Origin of the sequence: Vibrio proteolyticus NBRC 13287, assembly GCF_000467125.1 — a bacterium.
Lineage (GTDB): Bacteria > Pseudomonadota > Gammaproteobacteria > Enterobacterales > Vibrionaceae > Vibrio > Vibrio proteolyticus.
In genome coordinates this window covers 272,689-293,416 of sequence record NZ_BATJ01000003.1, presented here as the reverse complement: position 1 = coordinate 293,416, position 20,728 = coordinate 272,689, and the positions used below count along the sequence as shown (strand labels likewise).

The window sequence follows — 20,728 nt, the reverse complement described above, 5'->3', positions numbered from 1 at the left end:
GTTATGTAAATCGACTATCGTTAAACAAGAGATTCCTGACCAAGGGAACTGGCATAAGTATATAATTTTTGGCGACAACCATTCAGATGAAGGCAATCATTCTCACCCATGCAAGGTTTAGCAAAATTGCTCGTAATTGAAGATGACGCACAACTGCGCATCAATTTGAGCACAATTTTAGAATTTGTCGGAGAACAGTGTGAAGTGATCTCTTCAGCGCAGATCGACGATCAAAATTGGTCGAAGATCTGGGCAGGCTGCATTGTTGGCTCCATTCAGGGCGGAAAACTGCCTGCAAACCTGTGCGCAAAACTCGTTTCGGCCAATCATATCCCTCTGCTCATCGCCGGTAAGCATTTCTATCCAGTGGAAGACTACCCACAATACGTGGGTGAACTGGAGTTTCCTCTAAATTACCCGCAACTGAGTGAAGCACTGCGCCACTGTAAAGATTTCTTGGGGCGCAAAGGGATCCAGGCGTTTCCGGGCACACGTAAAAATACTTTGTTCCGCAGCCTGGTTGGCCAAAGTCGTGGCATCCAGGAAGTGCGTCACCTGATTGAACAAGTGTCATCTACCGAAGCCAATGTACTCATCCTGGGCGAGTCCGGGACGGGCAAAGAAGTTGTCGCACGCAACATCCATTATCACAGTTCACGCCGAGGCGGGCCGTTTGTGCCGATCAACTGTGGCGCAATTCCACCTGATTTGCTGGAAAGCGAGCTGTTCGGCCACGAAAAAGGGGCGTTTACTGGCGCAATAACCGCGCGCAAAGGACGTTTTGAATTGGCAGAAGGCGGCACGCTGTTCCTCGATGAAATTGGTGATATGCCATTGCCGATGCAGGTGAAACTACTGCGCGTTCTTCAGGAGCGCTGTTTTGAACGGGTTGGCGGTAATACCACGGTCAGCGTTAACGTCCGTGTCATTGCGGCCACTCACCGCAATCTGGAAACCATGATCACCGATCAACAGTTCCGCGAAGATCTGTACTATCGGCTGAATGTATTCCCGATTGAAATGCCGGCACTGCGTGAACGTAAAGAAGACATCCCACTGCTGTTGCAGGAATTGATGACACGGATGGAGGCAGAGGGCGGTCAGCCAATCTGCTTTACGCCACGCGCGATCAACTCATTGATGGAACACAACTGGCCAGGCAACGTTCGTGAACTGGCCAACCTGATTGAACGGATGATCATCCTGTATCCAAACAGTCTGGTGGATGTCAATCACCTGCCAACCAAATACCGTTACAGTGATATTCCTGAGTTTCAGCCTGAACACGCCGGTTTCGCGTCGGTGGAAGAGCAGGAGCGAGACGTGTTGGCGGATCTGTTTTCTGCAGCTTTAGTCTGGATGATGTGGATCATTTTCAGGATAACGCCGACGCGCCACAGGCGCTGCCACCGGAAGGGGTTAACCTCAAAGAGATGCTGGCGGATTTGGAAGTAAACATGATAAGCCAGGCACTTGAAGCGCAGGGAGGCATCGTTGCCCGTGCGGCGGACATGCTCGGGATGCGTCGAACCACACTGGTTGAAAAGATGCGCAAATACAATTTGCAGCGTTAAAAGATCGACATTTTGCCAGTGCCAAGATCTTGTCATTAGGTTAAGTTGTTGAAAAACATAATTAAAAGCCTGGTATGCTTTATGCATGTCAGGCTTTTGTGGTTTTAAAAGGCAGAAAAACGACATGGCGTCAGCGGAGACTATGGAAAATCAGTCACATCTTGATTCATTAGAAGATCAGGTCGAGCGTTACAAACAGGTATTGGATGTCATGCCGGCGGGGGTCATTCTGCTTGATACTCAAGGCGTGGTTCGCGAAGCCAATCCGGAAGCGAGTCGCATCTTGGAAGTGCCACTGCTGGGGGAGCGCTGGTTTACCATTATTCAGGCGGCGTTTGCCCCTAAAGAAGACGATGGTCACGAAGTGTCATTGCGGAACGGACGTAAAGTACGTTTGGCTATCTCTGCTTCCGCGACTGGGCAACTGATTTTGATCACTGACCTGACGGAAACCCGGTTGCTGCAATCGCGCGTGAGCGATCTGCAACGTTTGTCGTCGCTGGGGCGCATGGTTGCATCACTGGCGCATCAGGTGAGAACGCCGTTATCCAGCGCGATGCTTTACGCCTCGAACCTCGGGGCGCCAAATCTGCCGTCTGCGACACGTGAGCGTTTTCAGACCAAATTAATGGATCGGTTGCATGACTTGGAAAAACAGGTCAACGACATGCTGTTGTTTGCCAAAGGGGGTGACAACAAGGTGATCAAGCCGTTTACCATTGCAGAACTGGTCACCGAATTCATGCCTATGATCGAAACGGCGTTAAAGAATAACCACATCGACTTTTTCCAGGAAGTGGAAGAAGAGCATACTGAACTGCTGGGGAACGCCAATGCGATCGCATCGGCGCTGAGCAATCTGGTGTTAAATGCCATTCAGATTGTCGGAAAACAGGCGCAGATAGATGTGTTTTTCCGCCCGGTGAACGGCGAGCTGAAAATCTCCGTGCAGGATAACGGACCCGGAGTGGCGAAAGAGCTTCAGCAAAAAATTATGGAACCGTTTTTTACTACCCGCTCACAAGGTACAGGCCTTGGACTGGCGGTGGTTCAGATGGTATGCCGCGCTCACGAAGGGCGGCTGGAACTGATTTCAGAACAAGGCGATGGTGCGTGTTTTACCATGTGTATTCCGCTGCAACGCAGTGACGCGCCGTCTCAGGCAATGAACAACGGAGAACAATAATGGCTCAGAGCAAAGTCTTAATCGTTGAAGATGATGAAGGTCTGCGCGAGGCGCTGGTGGATACGCTGGCACTGGCTGGCTACGAGTGGTTGGAGGCCGACTGTGCCGAAGACGCGCTGCTCAAGCTGAAAACCCATTCGGTTGATATTGTGGTCTCCGATGTGCAGATGGCTGGGATGGGCGGTTTAGCGCTGCTGCGCACCATCAAACAAAACTGGCCAAATCTGCCGGTGTTACTCATGACAGCTTACGCGAACATTGAAGATGCAGTGTCGGCGATGAAAGACGGTGCCATTGATTACATGGCCAAACCTTTTGCTCCCGAAGTGCTGCTGAACATGGTCAGTCGCTATGCGCCTGTCAAGTCTGACGACAACGGAGATGCCGTGGTCGCGGACGAGAAGAGCCTTAAGTTGCTGGCCTTGGCGGACAAAGTTGCCAAAACAGACGCCAGTGTCATGGTGCTTGGCCCGAGTGGGTCGGGTAAAGAGGTGATGTCTCGTTACATTCACAATGCGTCAAATCGTAAAGACGGCCCGTTTATCGCAATCAACTGCGCCGCGATTCCAGACAACATGCTGGAAGCCACCCTGTTTGGTTATGAAAAAGGGGCCTTTACCGGCGCGGTTCAGGCGTGTCCGGGCAAATTTGAACAAGCCCAGGGCGGCACGATTCTGCTCGATGAAATCAGTGAGATGGATTTGAGCCTGCAAGCGAAACTGCTGCGTGTACTGCAGGAGCGGGAAGTGGAACGTCTGGGGAGCCGTAAGAGCATCAAGCTCGATGTCCGCGTCCTAGCCACCAGTAACCGGGATCTTAAGCTGTATGTGCAAGAAGGCCATTTCCGCGAGGATTTGTACTACCGGCTGAACGTGTTCCCAATTGCCTGGCCAGCACTGTGCGAGCGGATCGGTGACATTGAACCACTGACGTATCACCTGATTGAGCGCCACTGCTCGAAATTGGGGATGGCGGTGCCGAATATCAGCGACGCGGCCGTTGATAAATTGATGGCGTATCCATGGCCGGGAAATGTTCGCGAGCTGGACAACGTTGTGCAGCGCGCTCTTATCTTGAGTGAAAGTGGTGATATTCGCGCAGAGCATATTTTGTTGGAAGGGATCGACTGGCAGGATGCCAGCAGTTTTCAGCACGTGGTTGAGTCAGGTGAAACTCTGGTCCCGGATGTGAAGCCGTTGGCGCAAAAAGAGATTTCACGTGGCCTAGTCGGCAATTCGGGGCTAGGCAACGAGCTTCGTGACCAGGAATATGCCATCATTCTCGAAACGCTGGAAGAGTGCCACGGACGTCGCAAAGAAATGGCAGAAAAGCTGGGGATCAGCCCGCGTACGCTGCGCTACAAGCTGGCGAAAATGCGAGATGCCGGCATTGAAATTCCGGGCTAATAATGTGCCACTGAGTGGCATATTAATTGCTTTAATCTACAAAAATACGAGTAAGTCAAACAGTTGACATCAAGAGGTAGCCATGAGAATTGACGGTCTACAAGCCGAAATGCAGGCAATGATGCTGGAAGCTGGCAACACCCAGGCGGCGCCAACCGGACACAAGGTTGGGGCTGATTTTGGCGATATGCTGAGCCGTGCGATCAATAACGTCAACGGACTGCAGAAAACCTCCGGCGACTTGCAGATGCGCTTTGATCGGGGTGATGAAGGCGTGTCGCTGTCGGATGTCATGATTGCTCGTAACAAATCCAGTGTCGCATTCGAAGCGACGATTCAGGTACGCAACAAACTGGTTGAAGCGTACAAAGAACTGATGAACATGCCGGTTTAACTTTTTAGGTATCTTCTGTGGCAGGCGAAAATCAAACAACGGATCTTACTGTAACCGGCTCAGCATCGGACAACGCACTGATGGCTGACCCGGGGACTGATATGGAAACACAAAACCCGGATTTGGACGAGAAAAGCTCCTCCAAATTTGACATGGCGATCGGCGATCTTGATTTGCTGCGTCAGGTGGTGCTGGTGTTGTCGATCTCCATTTGTGTGGCATTGATTGTGATGCTGTTTTTCTGGGTCAAAGAGCCAGAGATGCGACCGCTTGGCGCATATGAGACCGAAGAGCTGATCCCGATCCTGGATTATCTCGATCAACAGAAACTGACCTATAAACTGGATGGCAACACCGTTATGGTGGCATCCAGTGAATACAATAACCTCAAACTGGATATGGTCCGTGCGGGCCTGAACCAAGGCTCTCAGGCGGGCGATGATATTTTGTTGCAAGACATGGGCTTTGGTGTGTCTCAGCGTCTTGAACAGGAGCGTTTGAAGCTCAGCCGCGAGCGCCAGTTATCCAAAGCCATCGAAGAGATGAAGCAGGTGCGTAAAGCGCGCGTTTTGCTCGCTCTACCGAAACAAAGTGTGTTTGTACGCCATAATCAGGAAGCGTCGGCGTCGGTGTTTCTGACGCTGAAAAGCGGTAACACGCTGAAGCAGGAAGAGGTCGATTCGATCGTTGACATGGTCGCGAGTGCCGTTCCGGGCATGAAGCCGACCCGAATTACTGTCACCGATCAGCACGGTCGTCTGCTCAGCTCTGGCTCTCAGGATCCAGCCTCGGCAGCACGCCGCAAAGAGCAGGAGCTTGAGCGTAAACAAGAGCAGGCGCTACGTGAGAAAATTGACTCGGTATTGATCCCGATTCTGGGACTGGGTAACTACACCGCGCAAGTGGATGTGGTGCTGGACTTTAGCGCCGTTGAACAGACCCGTAAGCGTTTCGATCCGAATACGCCATCGACCCGCAGCGAATACACGCTGGAAGACTATAACAATGGCAATGTCGTAGCTGGGGTACCAGGCGCTCTGAGTAATCAGCCTCCAGCGGATGCGTCGATTCCACAAGACGTGGCGCAAATGAAAGACGGCGCTTTACTCGGCCAGGGGTCAGTGCACAAAGAAGCCACCCGCAACTTTGAGCTGGACACCACCATCAGTCACGAACGTCGTCAGACCGGTGTGATTAATCGCCAGACGGTGGCGGTAGCGGTGAAGAACCGGGCCGTTGTGAATCCCGACAGTGGCGAAACGACTTATCAACCGCTCAGCGAGAGTGAAATCAGTGCCATTCGTCAGGTGTTGATCGGAGCGGTGGGCTATGACGAAGGACGCGGGGATCTACTCAACGTCCTGAGTATGCAGTTTGCTGAGCCGGAAGTGGCACAGTTGAGTGATGTGCCGATTTGGGAGCACCCGAACTTCAACGACTGGGTTCGCTGGTTCGCCAGTGCGCTGGTTATCATTGTGGTTGTGTTGGTGTTGGTGCGCCCGGCAATGAAGAAACTGCTCAACCCAACTGCCGACAACGATGACGATCAAGCGTACGGACCGGATGGCCTGCCGATTGGTGCCGACGGCGAAACCAGCTTGATTGGCAGCGACATTGAAAGCAGTGATCTGTTTGAATTTGGATCGAGTATCGATTTGCCGAATCTGCATAAAGATGAGGATGTGCTGAAAGCGGTGCGTGCTCTGGTAGCGAATGAACCTGAGCTGGCGGCGCAGGTAGTGAAAAACTGGATGAAAGATGCCTAACGAAATCGTAGCGAAAGAAAACGGTGGCCAGGTGGCGGAAGAAAGCGTTGATATTTCTTCCATTCCAGGCGAAGAACGTGCAGCGATCCTATTGCTGAGTCTCAACGAAGACGACGCAGCCGGGATCATTCGCCACCTTGAACCGAAGCAGGTACAGCGGGTCGGTAGCGCGATGGCGCGTGCCAATGATCTCAGTCAGGGAAAAGTCAGTGCGGTACATCGGGCATTTCTGGAAGACATTCAGAAATACACCAACATCGGCATGGGCAGCGAAGACTTCATGCGCAATGCACTGGTGGCCGCGCTGGGTGAAGATAAAGCCAATAATCTGGTGGATCAGATCCTGCTCGGTACCGGTTCCAAAGGCCTGGATTCATTGAAATGGATGGATCCCCGTCAGGTTGCCAGCATCATTCTCAACGAGCACCCACAGATCCAAACCATTGTTCTGTCCTATCTGGAAGCGGATCAGTCTGCCGAAATACTGTCTCAGTTCCCTGAACGTGTCCGCCTTGATCTGATGATGCGTATCGCCAATTTGGAGGAGGTACAGCCATCGGCACTGGCGGAGCTGAACGAAATCATGGAGAAACAGTTTGCGGGTCAGGCTGGGGCACAAGCGGCCAAAATTGGCGGCCTGAAAGCCGCAGCCGAGATCATGAACTACCTGGACAACAACATCGAAGGCATCCTGATGGAGCAAATCCGCGATCAGGACGAAGACATGGCGACACAGATTCAGGATTTGATGTTTGTGTTCGAAAACCTCATAGAAGTCGACGATCAGGGTATTCAGAAGCTGCTGCGTGATGTGCCTCAGGACGTACTGCAAAAAGCGCTCAAAGGCGCTGACGATGCACTGCGCGATAAGATCTTCAAGAACATGTCGAAACGTGCGGCTGAGATGATGAAAGACGATCTCGAAGCGATGCCGCCGGTTAAGGTATCGGATGTGGAAGCGGCACAGAAAGAAGTGCTGGCGATTGCGCGTCGCATGGCCGACAACGGCGAACTGATGTTGTCTGGCGGTGCCGACGAATTCCTCTAATCTCACGCCTTGGTAATGCACGGGAGCAACAATGTCGACTGAACGAAAGCGCGGTTTTCTGCGTTTAAATGAAGACGAAGCAGTTGAGCAAGCCCAGAAATGGGGGATGCCTGACTACGGTGCCGAAGCCAATAAACAGGCCAAAGAGACAGCCTTCAATTATGATCCGGGCTGGATGCCGGATTTTGACGAGCCCGAAATTGCCCAACCTGTCGAGCTCAGCGAAGAAGAGATCGAACAGATCCGTCAATCTGCGTATCAGGAAGGTTTACTGCAAGGTCAGGAAGCCGGTTTCAAACAAGGCTATGAAAAGGGTAAAGAGCAGGGGATTGAAGCGGGCCATCAGGAAGGTTTTGAGCTGGGCAAAACGGAAGGCGTGACCGCGGGCGAAGAATTTATTCAGCAGCAGGTGGCGACGTTTGTCAGCTTGGCTAATCAGTTTGCCCAACCACTGGAGCTGATGAACGCTCAGGTGGAAAAGCAACTGGTCGATATGGTGTTGACGCTGGTGAAAGAAGTGGTGCACGTTGAAGTGCAGACCAACCCTCAGGTGATCCTCGATACCATCAAACAGTCGGTTGAGGCACTGCCGATTTCCGGCCATGCGATTACACTGAAACTCCATCCGGAAGACGTGGCGATCATTCGTTCCGCTTACGGCGAAGAAGAACTGGCATTTAGAAACTGGACGCTGGTGGCCGAGCCGGCTTTAAATCGTGCCGATGTGCAGATTGAAGCGGGCGAGTCGAGTGTCAATTACCGTATGGAAGATCGCATTCGTAGTGTGATTCAGAGTTTCTGCGGCACCAACCGCCATCAGGGAGGCGAATAAGTGCTGGCACTTGCCGAACGTCTCAGTCACTACAAAACACACGGGCTGACGTCGCGTCCGGTGGCATCCGGTAAACTGGTGCGTGTCGTCGGACTGACGCTCGAAGCCACGGGTTGCCGTGCCCCGATCGGCAGTTTATGCCGGGTCGAAACCATGTCCGGTGAAATGGACGCAGAAGTGGTTGGTTTTGCCGGCGATAATCTTTATCTGATGCCAAGTGAGCAGATCTCCGGTGTCCTGCCGGGGGCAAAAGTCACCCCGGTAACCAGTGAGGCCGGGCTCCCGGTGGGCATGGAACTGCTTGGGCGGGTGATCGATGGTGTGGGTAACCCACTGGATGGCCAGGGGCCAATTTATACGGCTCAGCGCGCGGCATTTAACGCCGAACCTATCAATCCATTGGCACGTAAACCCATCACCGAACCTCTGGATGTCGGCCTTAAGGCCATCAACGGTCTACTGACCGTGGGGAAAGGGCAGCGGATTGGCCTGTTTGCCGGTTCCGGGGTCGGTAAGTCAGTGACGCTTGGGATGATGACGCGAGGTACCACGGCGCAGGTTGTGGTGGTCGGGTTGATTGGTGAGCGTGGCCGAGAAGTAAAAGAATTTATTGAAGAAATCCTTGGCAGTGACGGCCGTCAGCGTTCAGTGGTCGTGGCCGCTCCGGCGGATGCATCGCCGTTGATGCGCCTTAAAGGCTGTCAGACTGCGCTAACGATCGCCGAATATTTTCGAGATCAGGGATTGGATGTACTGTTGCTGATGGATTCATTGACCCGCTTTGCTCAGGCACAGCGTGAAATCGCGCTGTCGGTCGGTGAGCCGCCTGCGACGAAAGGCTATCCCCCCTCCGTATTTGCCAAATTGCCAGCCCTGGTTGAGCGGGCCGGGAATGGCAGCGACAACCAGGGCTCGATTACGGCCTTTTTCACCGTGCTGACGGAAGGTGATGATTTGCAGGACCCGATCGCCGACGCCTCTCGTGCCATTCTTGACGGTCACATTGTGTTGTCGCGCGAAATGGCCGACGCCGGGCACTATCCGGCGATAGATGTAGAGAAGTCGGTCAGTCGGGTAATGCCACAAATTACCACCGATGAACATGTGCTGATGTCCAAAGCCGTGCGTCAGGTGTTGTCTGTTTGCCGTAAGAATCAGGATCTGGTTTCGATCGGCGCGTATAAGCCAGGTACGGATCCGGCCATTGATAGCGCGTTTACCCTCAAACCGCGTTTGGACGATTATCTGCAACAGGGAATGAAAGACAGTGTGCCTTACGAGATGTGTGTCAGCATGTTGAAAAATATCTTACAGGGAGGCTAATCGTCGATGGATAACGCGATGGAATTCCTGCTGGAGCAGGCAAAAGAACGTGAAAATCAGGCATCTCTGGCGCTGGCAAAAGCTCGCAGTGAACTTGACCAATATTACCAGCAACTGTCGCAAATTGAGCAGTACCGACTGGATTATTGTCAGCAGTTGGTTGACCGGGGTATGCAAGGGCTCACCGCCAGCCAGTACAGTCACCTCAATCGTTTTCTGACGCAGTTAGATGAAACCTTGTCCAAACAGAAGCAAGCCGAAACCCACTTTAAAGGCCAGGTTGAAGGTTGCGAGCTGCACTGGTTGGAGTCGCGTAAACAGCGTCGCTCCTATGAATGGCTGATGGAAAAAAAACAACGAGAAGCGCAGCGAGCACAAGACGCCAGGGAGCAGAAACAGATGGATGAGTTTTCGACCTTACTCTACAGTCGCAAACGCGTACAATTTTGATTGTTGGCGTAATAATTGCAAAACATTCCGATCATAACCGACAGTTTGGCTGTCGATAGCCCGAGTGAGTAACACTCTGATGGAATGAGTGCCCGATTATGAACGTGAATTTAACGCCAGTGCCGGAATCAGCGAAAAGTCCCAAAGCGACGACGGATTCAGTCGATGCGACCGAAAGCGGCGCATCCGAAGGTGGTTTTTTCAGTAAGCTGGCCGCGATGCTGCTCGGTGATAGCGAATCAAAAGGCCGCGCCAAATCCGAGACGGAACCTCAGGTAACCAACAGGGAACTGAAAGCGGCCTCTGATGGTCAGGCTGTGGCTGCCAACAGCGCAGATAGTCTGCTGGAGCAAGACGTCAGTACAGCAAGTGACTCGGAGCCAGCGTTGGAGCCAAACACAGAGGCGGCTGCGAAAGCGGAGTCGACAGACACCAAGTCGTTGTCGGATACGGCGCACAATAGCGGTGATAGCGAGCCAGACGTCAATGCCACTATGCAGCAAGGCGATGAGTTACTGACTCGCCTCAATCAGTCGAATCAGGCGCTCAAAGTTACCTCCGCAGACGGCAAAGAGTTGCCCCCTGAGAAGGGCGCAGTGAAAGCGGAGTCCATGCCGGCAACAGAAAACATGCCATCGGGCGCCTCAGGTAACAACGTGGCGACCAATGATTCAAGTGTCGAGAGCGAAGAAGTGTTGGCCTCTCTGCCAGCTTCAGCGCAGCGCTTTATCGAACATCCGTCAGACGCAAAACCGAATGAATCGCAACCAGACACTCCGCAGGCAAGCAAAGGCAGCTCGAATGAGGCCGCCACTGAAGCCGCGATGATGAGTGGAGCGAAGGCAGATTCGTCAGACGTCGCAGTGCTTAACCAAACCGCGCAAGCGCCAGACTCTGACAGCAAAGAAGAGTCGGAACAAGCCGTAATAGCATCGTCACAGGCCGTGACAGCAACGGCTCAGGGACTCTCGGCGAGCACTCAAGAGAGTGATAAGGCTGACAGCCAGGAACCAAAGGCAGCGCCGGCCATCGCCTGGGGGAAAAACCTCACGGTAAAAGCTCATGGTGAATCAGCGCCGCAGGCTGACAAACCGGTGCCATCGCCGGCACAGCAATCGGCTTCGGCGTCTACCCAAGCCTTGCCATTCGCGTCTCAGGCTGCGGAAAAAGCTGCCGTCACTGCGTCGATACCGGCCGATTTGAGTCAGGCGCAGCAATTGTTGGCGGCGCAGCAACTGAATTCGCACTCGGTCCCCACCCGGCAAGCAGTGTTGCAAGCGGCTCTCGGAGCCAAGGCCCTCAGTGGGTTGAATGATAAGTCAGACAGCGGAAAAGAGGCGAATCTGGCTCAACAAATCGCCTCAGCGGCTGGCGGTCAAAATAGCAATACTTTGGCTCAGACCCGGACGGAAGGTGCTCAGCAGGCTCAGCCTCCGCTGCAGTTGTCCCGAGAGATGGCCAGTGACCAAGTTGCAGAGCGGGTTCAGATGATGATGTCAAAGAACCTCAAAAATGTAGACATCCGCCTCGATCCGCCCGAACTGGGCCGAATGCAGATCCGCATGAATATGAACGGTGATCAGGCTACGGTCCATTTTACGGTGAACAACCATCAGGCGCGTGATGTGATTGAACAATCCATGCCAAGGTTACGTGAAATGCTTGCTCAGCAGGGTGTTCAACTGTCGGATACGTCAGTACAGCAACAAAACAGCGGCCAGCAACAGAGCCGTTATGCTGCGGGTGAAAACGGAGGATCTGGTCAAGGTAACAGCAGTCAGGACTTTGGCGGTGAAGAAAACCTTGAACCGGACACCAAACTTGATTTGAATGTCGCGCTGAAGCGTGATGGAATCAGCTATTACGCTTAGACTGTATAAAACAACAAGATAGAGAATATTATGGCTATCGAAGAAATCACACCAGAAGCGTCCGGCGGCAAAAAAAAGCTGCTGATGATCATCGCGATTGTTGTGGTATTGCTGCTGGGCGGTGGAGCCGCCGCGTTTTTCCTGTTGGGATCGGATGAAGACAAACAGGCGCAAGAAGCTCAGCAACAAGCGGCGGCGACGGTGGCTCCTGTCGCGTACGTCAATATTCCACAACCGTTTCTGTTTAACGTGACTGGCGACAAACGTGATCGCCTGGTGCAGATCAAGGTGCAGTTAATGGTGCGTGGCAGTGAAAATGAAAATCTGGCTCGTTACCATTCGCCACTGGTGGAAAGCACCTTGCTGGCGACGTTTGCGTCGGCCACGGTGGAGCAACTGCGTACCGCCAATGGCCGGGTGGAACTGCGCGATAAAGCGACCGAAGACATTAAAGCCAGTCTGACTCGTGCGGTAGGGCAGCCTGTCATTGAGCGAGTGCTGTTTACCGACTTCGTAATTCAGTAGGTGAGATGTGACCGATCTATTAAGCCAAGACGAAATTGATGCGTTATTACATGGTGTTGACGATGTAGATGACGTGGAAGAGGATCTGGACAGCGGCGGTGAAGACGCCGTCAGTTTCGATTTCTCCTCACAAGACCGCATCGTTCGTGGTCGCATGCCAACGCTCGAGCTGATCAACGAGCGTTTTGCCCGTCATATGCGCATCAGCCTGTTCAACATGCTGCGTAAAACTGCCGAAGTGTCGATCAACGGTGTGCAGATGATGAAGTTCGGTGAATACCAGAACACATTGTATGTGCCAACCAGTCTTAACATGGTGCGTTTCAGACCACTAAAAGGCACCGCTTTGGTGACGATGGAAGCGCGTCTGGTGTTTATCCTAGTGGAAAACTTCTTTGGCGGTGATGGTCGTTTCCACGCCAAAATTGAAGGGCGTGAGTTCACTCCCACCGAGCGTCGCATTATTCAGTTGCTGTTGAAAATTGTGTTTGAAGACTACAAAGAAGCCTGGTCCCCGGTCATGGGGGTTGAGTTTGAGTATCTCGATTCGGAAGTGAACCCGAGCATGGCCAACATCGTCAGTCCGACGGAAGTGATTGTGGTCAGCTCGTTCCACATTGAAGTGGATGGCGGTGGTGGTGACTTTCACGTGGTGATGCCGTATTCGATGGTCGAACCAATCCGTGAACTGCTTGATGCCGGTGTCCAGTCGGACAAAATGGAAACCGATGTTCGCTGGAGTTCAGCACTGCGCGAAGAAATCATGGATGTTCCGGTGAATTTTCGGGTTAACCTGCTGGAGCAGGATATCTCGCTGCGCGACCTGATGGAGCTGCAACCAGGTGACATTATTCCGATCCAGATGCCGGAGAACGCGACCATGTTTGTCGAGGAGTTGCCGACGTTTCGGGTCAAGATGGGCCGCTCTGGCGACAAAATCGCTGTGCAGGTCTCAGAGAAAATTAAACGACCAGATGTGGTAAAAACCGATCTGGCTTTCCTTGGCAAAGACATCATGTCTGAGTTCGAGGATGATCACGGTGATGATGAATAACAAGTAGGTGTCAAAATGGGATCAACAGATGATGACAAGCTGGCCGAAGAGTGGGCCGCTGCACTAGGCGAAGATCCGGCCGCATCCAGTGTCGATGCGGATGATGTGTTCGCTGCGCCATTGGATGAGTTACAGGATACCGCATCGCCGATTACTGACGATGAGCGCCGTAAACTCGATACGATCATGGATATTCCGGTCACCATTTCCATGGAAGTGGGCCGTTCGCAGATCAGTATTCGCAACCTGTTGCAACTGAACCAGGGATCCGTCGTTGAACTGGATCGTATTGCCGGTGAATCGTTGGACGTGATGGTCAATGGCACTTTGATTGCGCATGGCGAAGTGGTGGTGGTCAACGATAAGTTCGGTATTCGTCTTACCGATGTGATTAGTCAAACTGAACGTATTAAGAAACTGAGGTAGCGTATGAGACAGAGCGTCTTGGCGCTGGCTTTGTTGCCGACAATGAGCATGGCTGCGGCGGAGAACAATTTGCCCGGCAGTCAGTTCGATATAGCGACCACTCTCGGGTCGCTTTTGTTCGTAATAGCGCTGATCGTTTTTCTGGCCTGGATGCTCAAACGCATGCGGGTCCCAACCCTCGGGAACCAGAAGGGGCTGAGTATTATCCGTCAGTTGCCGGTGGGCACCAAAGAGCGCATGGTGATCGTTCAGGCGGGTGAAGAGCAGTTCTTGGTTGGTATCACTTCCCAGAATATTCAGCTGATTTCAAAACTGGAAACGCCACTGACTCAGGAGGAGCTGGCCCCCGCACCGTTTGCGAATCAATTGTCCCAGCTGTTGAAAAAGCATGATAAGAACTAACTCGATCCTGAGCGCGCTGCTGATGTTGGTGCTGATGCTCCTGACGCCTTTGGCACTTGCACAACAAGAGCTGGCCAGCGACATCCCAGCCAGCGCGGCAAGTGCAGAAAACGTCACGGTATCGGCCATGGAGAAAGAGGCCGGGGCCTCTCGTACTGTGGCGGCAGGCAGTGCCTCCGGTGGCGGAGGTATTCCCGCCTTTACCATGACCACCAATCCGGATGGCAGCGAAGACTACTCGGTCAACTTGCAGATACTGGCCTTGATGACCCTGCTTGGTTTCTTGCCGGCCATGGTGATTCTGATGACCTCGTTCACCCGGATTGTCGTGGTGATGTCGATTCTGCGTCAGGCTCTGGGCTTGCAGCAAACGCCATCCAACCAAGTGATTGTCGGCATCGCCATTTTCCTGACTTTCTTTATCATGTCGCCGGTGCTTAACCAGGTGAATGAACAGGCGATTCAGCCGTACATCAACGAACAGATCTCGGCGCGCGAAGCATTTGATTTGGCTCAGGCACCGATGAAAACGTTTATGCTGAAACAGACCCGGGTTAAAGATCTGGAAACCTTCGTCGAAATTTCTGGCTCAGAGGCACGTAACCCCGAAGAGGTTTCGATGGCGGTGTTGATCCCGGCGTTTATCACTTCTGAGCTGAAAACCGCGTTCCAGATTGGCTTCATGTTGTTTTTGCCATTTTTGATCATCGATTTAGTGGTGGCTTCAGTTCTGATGGCGATGGGTATGATGATGTTGTCACCGATGATTGTGTCGTTGCCATTCAAGCTGATGCTGTTTGTATTGGTCGATGGCTGGAACCTGATCCTGTCGACTCTGGCTGGTAGCTTTGTCACTTAACGGAGGAGCATAATGACGCCTGAAATGTTCGTCGAACTGTTTCGTGATGCCCTGTGGATGGTGTTATTGATGGTGTGCGCCATCATTATACCCAGCCTGCTGGTGGGCCTGGTTGTGGCTATTTTTCAGGCGGCAACCTCAATCAACGAACAGACGCTGAGTTTCTTACCGCGTCTGATAGTGACGCTGTTGGCGCTGATGTTGTTTGCCCATTGGATGACGCAGATGATGATGGAATATTTCTACGCCCTGATCGAGCGTTTACCTCAGGTACTCTACTAGGAGCGGCCATGGAGTACCCGGCGAGCGTTGTCCTGGACTGGATTGCCAATTATTTCTGGCCGTTTACCCGCATTTCCGCCATGTTAATGGTCATGTCGGTTACCGGTGCACGTTTTGTGTCGCCGCGAATTCGTCTCTATCTGGGACTGGCGTTAACCTTCGCGGTGATGCCGGCCATTCCCGCCGTGCCGCAGGACATTGATCTGGTGTCGTTTCGCGGCTTTATGGTGCTGTTGGAACAACTGGTGATCGGGGTGGCAATGGGCACCATCACCCAGTTTATCGTTCAGACCTTCGTTATCCTCGGCCAGATCCTCGGTATGCAGTCGAGTCTGGGTTTTGCGTCCATGGTTGATCCGGCCAACGGCCAGAATACTCCGTTGCTGGGCCAACTGTTTATGTTCTTAGCAACCATGTTTTTTCTTGCCACTGACGGCCACCTCAAAATGATTCAGCTGGTGGTGATGAGTTTTAAATCGTTGCCAATTGGCTCGGGATCACTCACCAGTGCGAATTTTCGCGAACTGGCGACCTGGCTGGGTGTGATGTTTAAAGTGGCGCTGAGTATGTCGTTGTCGGGCATTATTGCGTTGCTGACCATCAACCTGTCTTTTGGGGTGATGACCCGGGCAGCCCCTCAGTTGAACATCTTTTCTCTCGGTTTTGCGTTCGCTCTGTTGGTGGGGCTGTTGCTGTGCTGGTATATCCTCGGCGGTTTGTATACGCACTATGAGCTATTCTGGAGTCAGGGAGAGCAGCAGGTATGCCGCTTTATACGACTGAATTGTTAGGGGGGCTGAATGGCGGAATCTGACGGTCAGGAACGTACCGAAGACGCCACGCCCAGGCGCTTGCAACAGGCTCGTGAAAAAGGGCAGGTTGCAAGGTCGAAGGAGCTGGCGTCGGTCTCGGTATTGGTGATCGGTGCTGTATCGCTGATGTGGTTTGGTGAAACGTTGGCGCGAGCTTTGTTTACGTCGATGGGGCGCTTGTTTTCGCTCAGCCGCGAAGAAATCTTCGATTTGCCAAAGCTGTTTGATATCGTCAGCGGCGCACTGGTCAGCCTGATCCTGCCTTTACTATTAATCTTGTTGACTTTGTTTATTGCGGCTCTGATTGGCGCGGCGGGCATCGGCGGGATCAGTTTTTCGGCTGAAGCTGCTCGGCCGAAGCTGTCCAAGATGAACCCGCTCAGTGGTCTTAAGCGCATGGTTGGTATCCAAAGCTGGGTGGAGCTGCTGAAATCGATTCTTAAAGTGCTGCTGGTGTCCGGCATGGCGTTTTATCTGATCAATGCCGCTAAGGCCGATTTGTTTCAGCTCAGCCTGGATGTGTACCCACAGAACATTTTTCACGCGCTCGATATCCTGCTGAACTTTGTCTTGCTGATCAGTTGTTCACTATTGATTGTGGTGGCGATCGATATTCCGTTTCAGCTCTGGCAACATGCCAATCAGCTTAAAATGACCAAACAGGAAGTGAAAGACGAATACAAAGAGACCGAAGGGAAGCCTGAAGTCAAAGGCCGTATCCGGATGTTGCAACGTGAGGCCGCACAGCGCAGGATGATGGCGGAAGTCCCACAGGCCGATGTGATCATCACCAACCCGGAGCATTTCTCCGTCGCGCTGCGTTATAAACAGAACTCGGATCGCGCTCCTGTGGTGGTGGCCAAAGGGATCGATCATATGGCGTTGAAAATTCGCGAAGTGGCGCGTGAGCACGATATTTACGTGATACCAGCCCCACCTCTGGCCCGGGCGTTGTACCATACCACGGAGCTGGAACAGGAAATTCCTGATGGCCTGTTTACTGCGGTTGCTCAGGTGCTGGCCTACGTGTTCCAGTTAAAGCAATACCGCAAACGCGGCGGGCAACGCCCGACGCTGCGTGAGGACAACATGCCGATACCACCGGATTTGCGCCATTGAGCGAGCGTATAGGATGATTAGCGATTTTAGTCGGCGGTACGGCGCTCAACAGAAGACATACAAAAAAACCCGCGATGGCGGGTTTTTGATTAAGACAGAAATTCACTCCGTTAGGAGAGGATTATTTTGCCAGGTTCTCTGCAACGAAGTCCCAGTTAACCAGAGCCCAGAAACCGTTCATGTAATCTGGACGTACGTTACGGTAATCGATGTAGTATGCGTGTTCCCACAGGTCAACCGTCAGCAGTGGCGTTACGCCTTCTTCAGTCAGTGGAGTGCCAGCGTTAGACGTGTTCGTGATAGCCAGAGAGCCATCGGCGTTCTTCACAAGCCAAGTCCAAGATGAACCGAAGTTGTTGATCGCTGAATCAGTGAATTTTGCTTTGAACTCTTCGAAAGAGCCGAATGCCGCGTTGATGGCATCTGCTACTGCGCCAGTTGGTTCACCGCCGCCGTTTGGAGACAGACAGTGCCAGTAGAACGTGTGGTTCCAGATTTGCGCTGCGTTGTTGAATACACCGCCAGTTGAAGTCTTGATGATCTCTTCCAGAGTTTTACCTTCAAACTCAGTGCCTGGGATCAGACCGTTCAGTTTTACCACGTAAGTGTTGTGGTGTTTACCGTGGTGGTAGTCCAGAGTTTCTGCAGAGATGTGTGGTTCTAGTGCGTCTTTCGCGTAAGGAAGAGCTGGTAGTTCAAATGCCATTGCTCGATTCTCCATTTGTATGAAAGAGGGATCTCTTTCGATTGCTTCCAGTGTTTTTATTCTTGAGTGCTAGCGAAGCCACTCTGTGTCAATACGACTGACTTGCAAAACATTTTAGCAAGTTTTTACTTTATTAAAAGAGGCGGGGGCCAATTTCTATATGAAATTTATTTATTGCGGATACCCCTACTTATTCTATGCTTTTTATTCTCAGCTAATGGTTTAGAATGATCAGATCAAACGTAGTAAATCCATTAATGAGGAAGCAATGGAAACGATCGACAAAATTAAACAGCAAATCGCAGAAAACACGATCCTTCTGTACATGAAAGGATCGCCAAAACTCCCTAGCTGTGGTTTCTCTTCTCAGGCGGCACAAGCGTTGATGGCGTGTGGTGAAAAGTTCGCGTACGTGGACATTCTGCAAAATCCAGACATTCGTGCGGAGCTGCCAGTGTATGCACAGTGGCCAACGTTCCCGCAACTGTGGGTCGAAGGAGAGCTGATCGGTGGTTGTGACATCATCATCGAAATGTTCCAGAAAGGTGAGCTTCAGCCATTGATCAAAGAAGCTGCAGCACGTGCAGAAGGCAAAGAAGACGCGTAATTAAACTGGTTAAATATACAGTTTAATCTTGCATTATAAGGGCCACATTGGATAATGTGGCCCTTATTGTATCTGCTGAAATTGTTTTATGTCTCGCTTGTTTATCGCCGAAAAACCCAGTCTTGGCCGAGCTATTGCGGCGGCACTTCCTGGTCCGAAAAAAAATGATCAGGGGTTTATCCGCTGTGGCAACGGAGACGTTGTGACCTGGTGTATTGGTCACCTTCTGGAGCAGGTTGAACCGGATGCGTACGACGAGCGGTATAAAAAATGGAACATGGCTGATTTGCCGATCGTGCCGCAACAGTGGCAGCTGCGCCCACGAAAGTCAGCCAGTAAACAACTGACAGTGGTCAGAAAACTGCTTAAGGAAGCGCAGCAGATCATTCACGCCGGGGATCCGGATCGCGAAGGGCAGTTGCTGGTTGATGAAGTGCTGGATTATTGCAAAGTCAGTCAGAGTAAAAAAGACGCGGCTCAGCGCCTTTTGATCAGCGATTTAAACTTACCGGCAGTCAAACGAGCACTGGTTCAGATGCGCAGCAATCGGGATTTTATTCCGCTGTCGGTGTCGGCGCTTGCCCGCTCGCGCGCCGATTGGTTGTATGGCATGAATATGTCACGAGCTTACACCTTGCTTGGCCAGCGAGCAGGCTATCAGGGGGTGTTGTCGGTGGGGCGGGTGCAGACACCGGTGCTAGGATTAGTGGTTCGCCGCGATGAAGAGATTGAACACTTTGTCCCTAAAGATTATTTCACGTTGCACGCGTTGATTCCGTATCAAGATGACACACAGCAGTTCGATATTCGCGCTCGTTGGAAGCCGAGCGAAGCCTGTCAGCCATGGCAAGATGAAGAGGGGCGCATTCTTAACCGCAAGCTGGTGGAAAATGTTGCCAGGCGAATAGCCAATCAACCTGCGACGGTGACCGAATCCGAGCAAAAACAAACCCGACAAGCTCCACCATTACCTTATTCACTCTCGGCCTTGCAGATCGATGCGGCTAAGCGCTACGCGATGAGCGCCCAGCGTGTGCTGGATACCTGTCAGGCACTGTACGAAAAACACAAGCTGATCACTTATCCGCGTTCTGACTGTCGCTATTTGCCGATGGAACACTATGCGCAAGCGAGTATTGTGTGTGAGGCTATCCGTACCAATGCCAAAGAGTTACAACCAGCGGTGAACGGCGCCGACTTAAGCCTGAAATCCAAAGCCTGGAACGACAAAAAAGTCGACGCGCACCACGCGATCATCCCCACGCCGAAACAAGCCAGCGTCAATGCACTTTCTGGCGATGAAATGAAAGTCTACGCACTGATTGCTCGTCAGTATCTGATGCAGTTTTATCCGGCGGCGGTGTACGCAGAGGCGAAATTGGTGTTCGATATTGCCGGAGGCACCTTTGTTGCTAAAGGTCGCCAGTTGGTGTCACCTGGCTGGAAAACGCTACTCGGTAAAGTGGATGACGACGACAATGGTGTCGATTGCGTGCCGCCTTTGGCCGAAGGCACCGTGCTGACGTGCCGGGAAGGGGAAATCAAAGATCGTAAGACCGAACCGCCTCGCCATTTCACCGAAGCAACGCTGCTCCAGGCCATGACCGGTATCGCCCGGTTTGTTGAAGACAAAGAGCTGAAAAAAATCCTGCGGGATACCGATGGGCTGGGAACCGAAGCCACTCGTGCTGGTATTCTGGATACCTTGTTTAAGCGTCAGTTGCTGAAGCGGGAGGGGAAAATGATCTTGTCTAGTGAGGCTGGGCGGGGGCTTATCCATGCTTTGCCGGGGGAGTCAACGTATCCGGATATGACCGCCCACTGGGAGCATCAACTGCAAGGCATGGCAGAGCGTAATCAGGCCTATCAACCGTTTATGCAGGCGTTGCTGCAGCGCATTGACGAACTGATGCAGCGCGTAAAAGCGGGTCCGGTTCCTCCATCGCTTCAACAGTTACCCAGAGTGGAGCGTCCGGCGTTCAAACGTAAAAAGCGCAGCTACGCCACCAAAGGCAAAGCCAAATCCGGCGGTAAAAAAAGGGCGGGAAAATAAGTCAGCGACAACGCCTTTCGGCCGCTGACGGGG

20 protein-coding genes and 1 pseudogene are annotated in these 20,728 nt (G+C 52.4%); 20 read left to right on the top strand and 1 reads right to left on the bottom strand.

The genetic code is table 11. The annotated features are described in order from the left end of the window. The first annotated feature begins 108 nt into the window (after window positions 1-108). The 18 genes and pseudogenes from VPR01S_RS05670 (at window position 109) to flhB (ending at window position 17,329) form a co-directional block, all read left to right on the top strand. Window positions 109-1,574: pseudogene (locus VPR01S_RS05670) on the top strand (sigma-54 dependent transcriptional regulator). 142 nt (window positions 1,575-1,716) lie between these two features. Continuing rightward, on the top strand, window positions 1,717-2,760 hold the full coding sequence (locus VPR01S_RS05665; protein ID WP_425585297.1) for a sensor histidine kinase: 1,044 nt from the start codon (window positions 1,717-1,719) through the stop codon (window positions 2,758-2,760). After that, window positions 2,760-4,166 carry a sigma-54-dependent transcriptional regulator gene (locus VPR01S_RS05660; protein WP_021704353.1) on the top strand — a complete coding sequence of 469 codons (1,407 nt, stop codon included), beginning with the start codon at window positions 2,760-2,762 and terminating at the stop codon, window positions 4,164-4,166. Before VPR01S_RS05665 ends, VPR01S_RS05660 begins: the two co-directional genes overlap by 1 nt. An 82-nt stretch (window positions 4,167-4,248) precedes the next feature. Continuing rightward, the gene (gene fliE / locus VPR01S_RS05655) at window positions 4,249-4,560 is read left to right on the top strand and encodes a flagellar hook-basal body complex protein FliE (RefSeq protein ID WP_021704352.1); all 312 of its coding nucleotides are present in this window, start codon (window positions 4,249-4,251) and stop codon (window positions 4,558-4,560) included. Between the two features lie 17 nt (window positions 4,561-4,577). Then, entirely contained in the window at window positions 4,578-6,326 is a 1,749-nt protein-coding gene (fliF, locus tag VPR01S_RS05650; protein WP_040902285.1) for a flagellar basal-body MS-ring/collar protein FliF, read from the top strand. Then, entirely contained in the window at window positions 6,319-7,374 is a 1,056-nt protein-coding gene (gene fliG, locus VPR01S_RS05645; RefSeq protein WP_021704350.1) for a flagellar motor switch protein FliG, read from the top strand. Before fliF ends, fliG begins: the two co-directional genes overlap by 8 nt. Before the next feature lie 31 nt (window positions 7,375-7,405). Continuing rightward, window positions 7,406-8,206, top strand: coding sequence for a flagellar assembly protein FliH (gene fliH / locus VPR01S_RS05640; protein WP_021704349.1), 801 nt, complete (start codon window positions 7,406-7,408; stop codon window positions 8,204-8,206). Next, entirely contained in the window at window positions 8,207-9,529 is a 1,323-nt protein-coding gene (fliI, locus tag VPR01S_RS05635; protein WP_021704348.1) for a flagellar protein export ATPase FliI, read from the top strand. A gap of 6 nt (window positions 9,530-9,535) precedes the next feature. Next, window positions 9,536-9,979, top strand: coding sequence for a flagellar export protein FliJ (gene fliJ / locus VPR01S_RS05630; RefSeq protein ID WP_021704347.1), 444 nt, complete (start codon window positions 9,536-9,538; stop codon window positions 9,977-9,979). Between the two features lie 98 nt (window positions 9,980-10,077). Further along, the gene (locus tag VPR01S_RS05625; protein WP_021704346.1) at window positions 10,078-11,850 is read left to right on the top strand and encodes a flagellar hook-length control protein FliK; all 1,773 of its coding nucleotides are present in this window, start codon (window positions 10,078-10,080) and stop codon (window positions 11,848-11,850) included. Window positions 11,851-11,880: 30 nt separating this feature from the next. Then, window positions 11,881-12,375 carry a flagellar basal body-associated protein FliL gene (fliL, locus tag VPR01S_RS05620; protein WP_021704345.1) on the top strand — a complete coding sequence of 165 codons (495 nt, stop codon included), beginning with the start codon at window positions 11,881-11,883 and terminating at the stop codon, window positions 12,373-12,375. Between the two features lie 7 nt (window positions 12,376-12,382). Continuing rightward, on the top strand, window positions 12,383-13,429 hold the full coding sequence (gene fliM, locus VPR01S_RS05615) for a flagellar motor switch protein FliM (RefSeq protein ID WP_021704344.1): 1,047 nt from the start codon (window positions 12,383-12,385) through the stop codon (window positions 13,427-13,429). A gap of 15 nt (window positions 13,430-13,444) precedes the next feature. Then, the gene (gene fliN, locus VPR01S_RS05610; protein ID WP_021704343.1) at window positions 13,445-13,855 is read left to right on the top strand and encodes a flagellar motor switch protein FliN; all 411 of its coding nucleotides are present in this window, start codon (window positions 13,445-13,447) and stop codon (window positions 13,853-13,855) included. 3 nt (window positions 13,856-13,858) lie between these two features. Next, entirely contained in the window at window positions 13,859-14,257 is a 399-nt protein-coding gene (gene fliO, locus VPR01S_RS05605) for a flagellar biosynthetic protein FliO (RefSeq protein ID WP_021704342.1), read from the top strand. Next, on the top strand, window positions 14,244-15,116 hold the full coding sequence (gene fliP, locus VPR01S_RS05600; RefSeq protein ID WP_021704341.1) for a flagellar type III secretion system pore protein FliP: 873 nt from the start codon (window positions 14,244-14,246) through the stop codon (window positions 15,114-15,116). The genes fliO and fliP overlap by 14 nt, the downstream gene beginning before the upstream one ends. A 12-nt stretch (window positions 15,117-15,128) precedes the next feature. Next, window positions 15,129-15,398 carry a flagellar biosynthesis protein FliQ gene (gene fliQ / locus VPR01S_RS05595; protein WP_021704340.1) on the top strand — a complete coding sequence of 90 codons (270 nt, stop codon included), beginning with the start codon at window positions 15,129-15,131 and terminating at the stop codon, window positions 15,396-15,398. An 8-nt stretch (window positions 15,399-15,406) separates the two neighbouring features. After that, window positions 15,407-16,189, top strand: coding sequence for a flagellar biosynthetic protein FliR (gene fliR, locus VPR01S_RS05590; RefSeq protein ID WP_021704339.1), 783 nt, complete (start codon window positions 15,407-15,409; stop codon window positions 16,187-16,189). Window positions 16,190-16,198: 9 nt separating this feature from the next. Beyond that, window positions 16,199-17,329 carry a flagellar biosynthesis protein FlhB gene (gene flhB, locus VPR01S_RS05585; protein ID WP_021704338.1) on the top strand — a complete coding sequence of 377 codons (1,131 nt, stop codon included), beginning with the start codon at window positions 16,199-16,201 and terminating at the stop codon, window positions 17,327-17,329. Window positions 17,330-17,450: 121 nt separating this feature from the next. Here the strand turns inward: flhB and sodB are convergent, their stop codons facing one another. Continuing rightward, window positions 17,451-18,035, bottom strand: a complete 585-nt coding sequence (gene sodB, locus VPR01S_RS05580) for a superoxide dismutase [Fe] (protein WP_021704337.1) — start codon at window positions 18,033-18,035, stop codon at window positions 17,451-17,453. 268 nt (window positions 18,036-18,303) lie between these two features. Between sodB and VPR01S_RS05575 the strand changes: the two genes are divergently transcribed. Both VPR01S_RS05575 and VPR01S_RS05570 read left to right on the top strand, forming a co-directional pair. Further along, the gene (locus VPR01S_RS05575; protein WP_021704336.1) at window positions 18,304-18,642 is read left to right on the top strand and encodes a Grx4 family monothiol glutaredoxin; all 339 of its coding nucleotides are present in this window, start codon (window positions 18,304-18,306) and stop codon (window positions 18,640-18,642) included. An 88-nt stretch (window positions 18,643-18,730) separates the two neighbouring features. Further along, window positions 18,731-20,695, top strand: coding sequence for a DNA topoisomerase III (locus VPR01S_RS05570; protein ID WP_021704335.1), 1,965 nt, complete (start codon window positions 18,731-18,733; stop codon window positions 20,693-20,695). The last annotated feature ends 33 nt before the right edge of the window (window positions 20,696-20,728 follow it).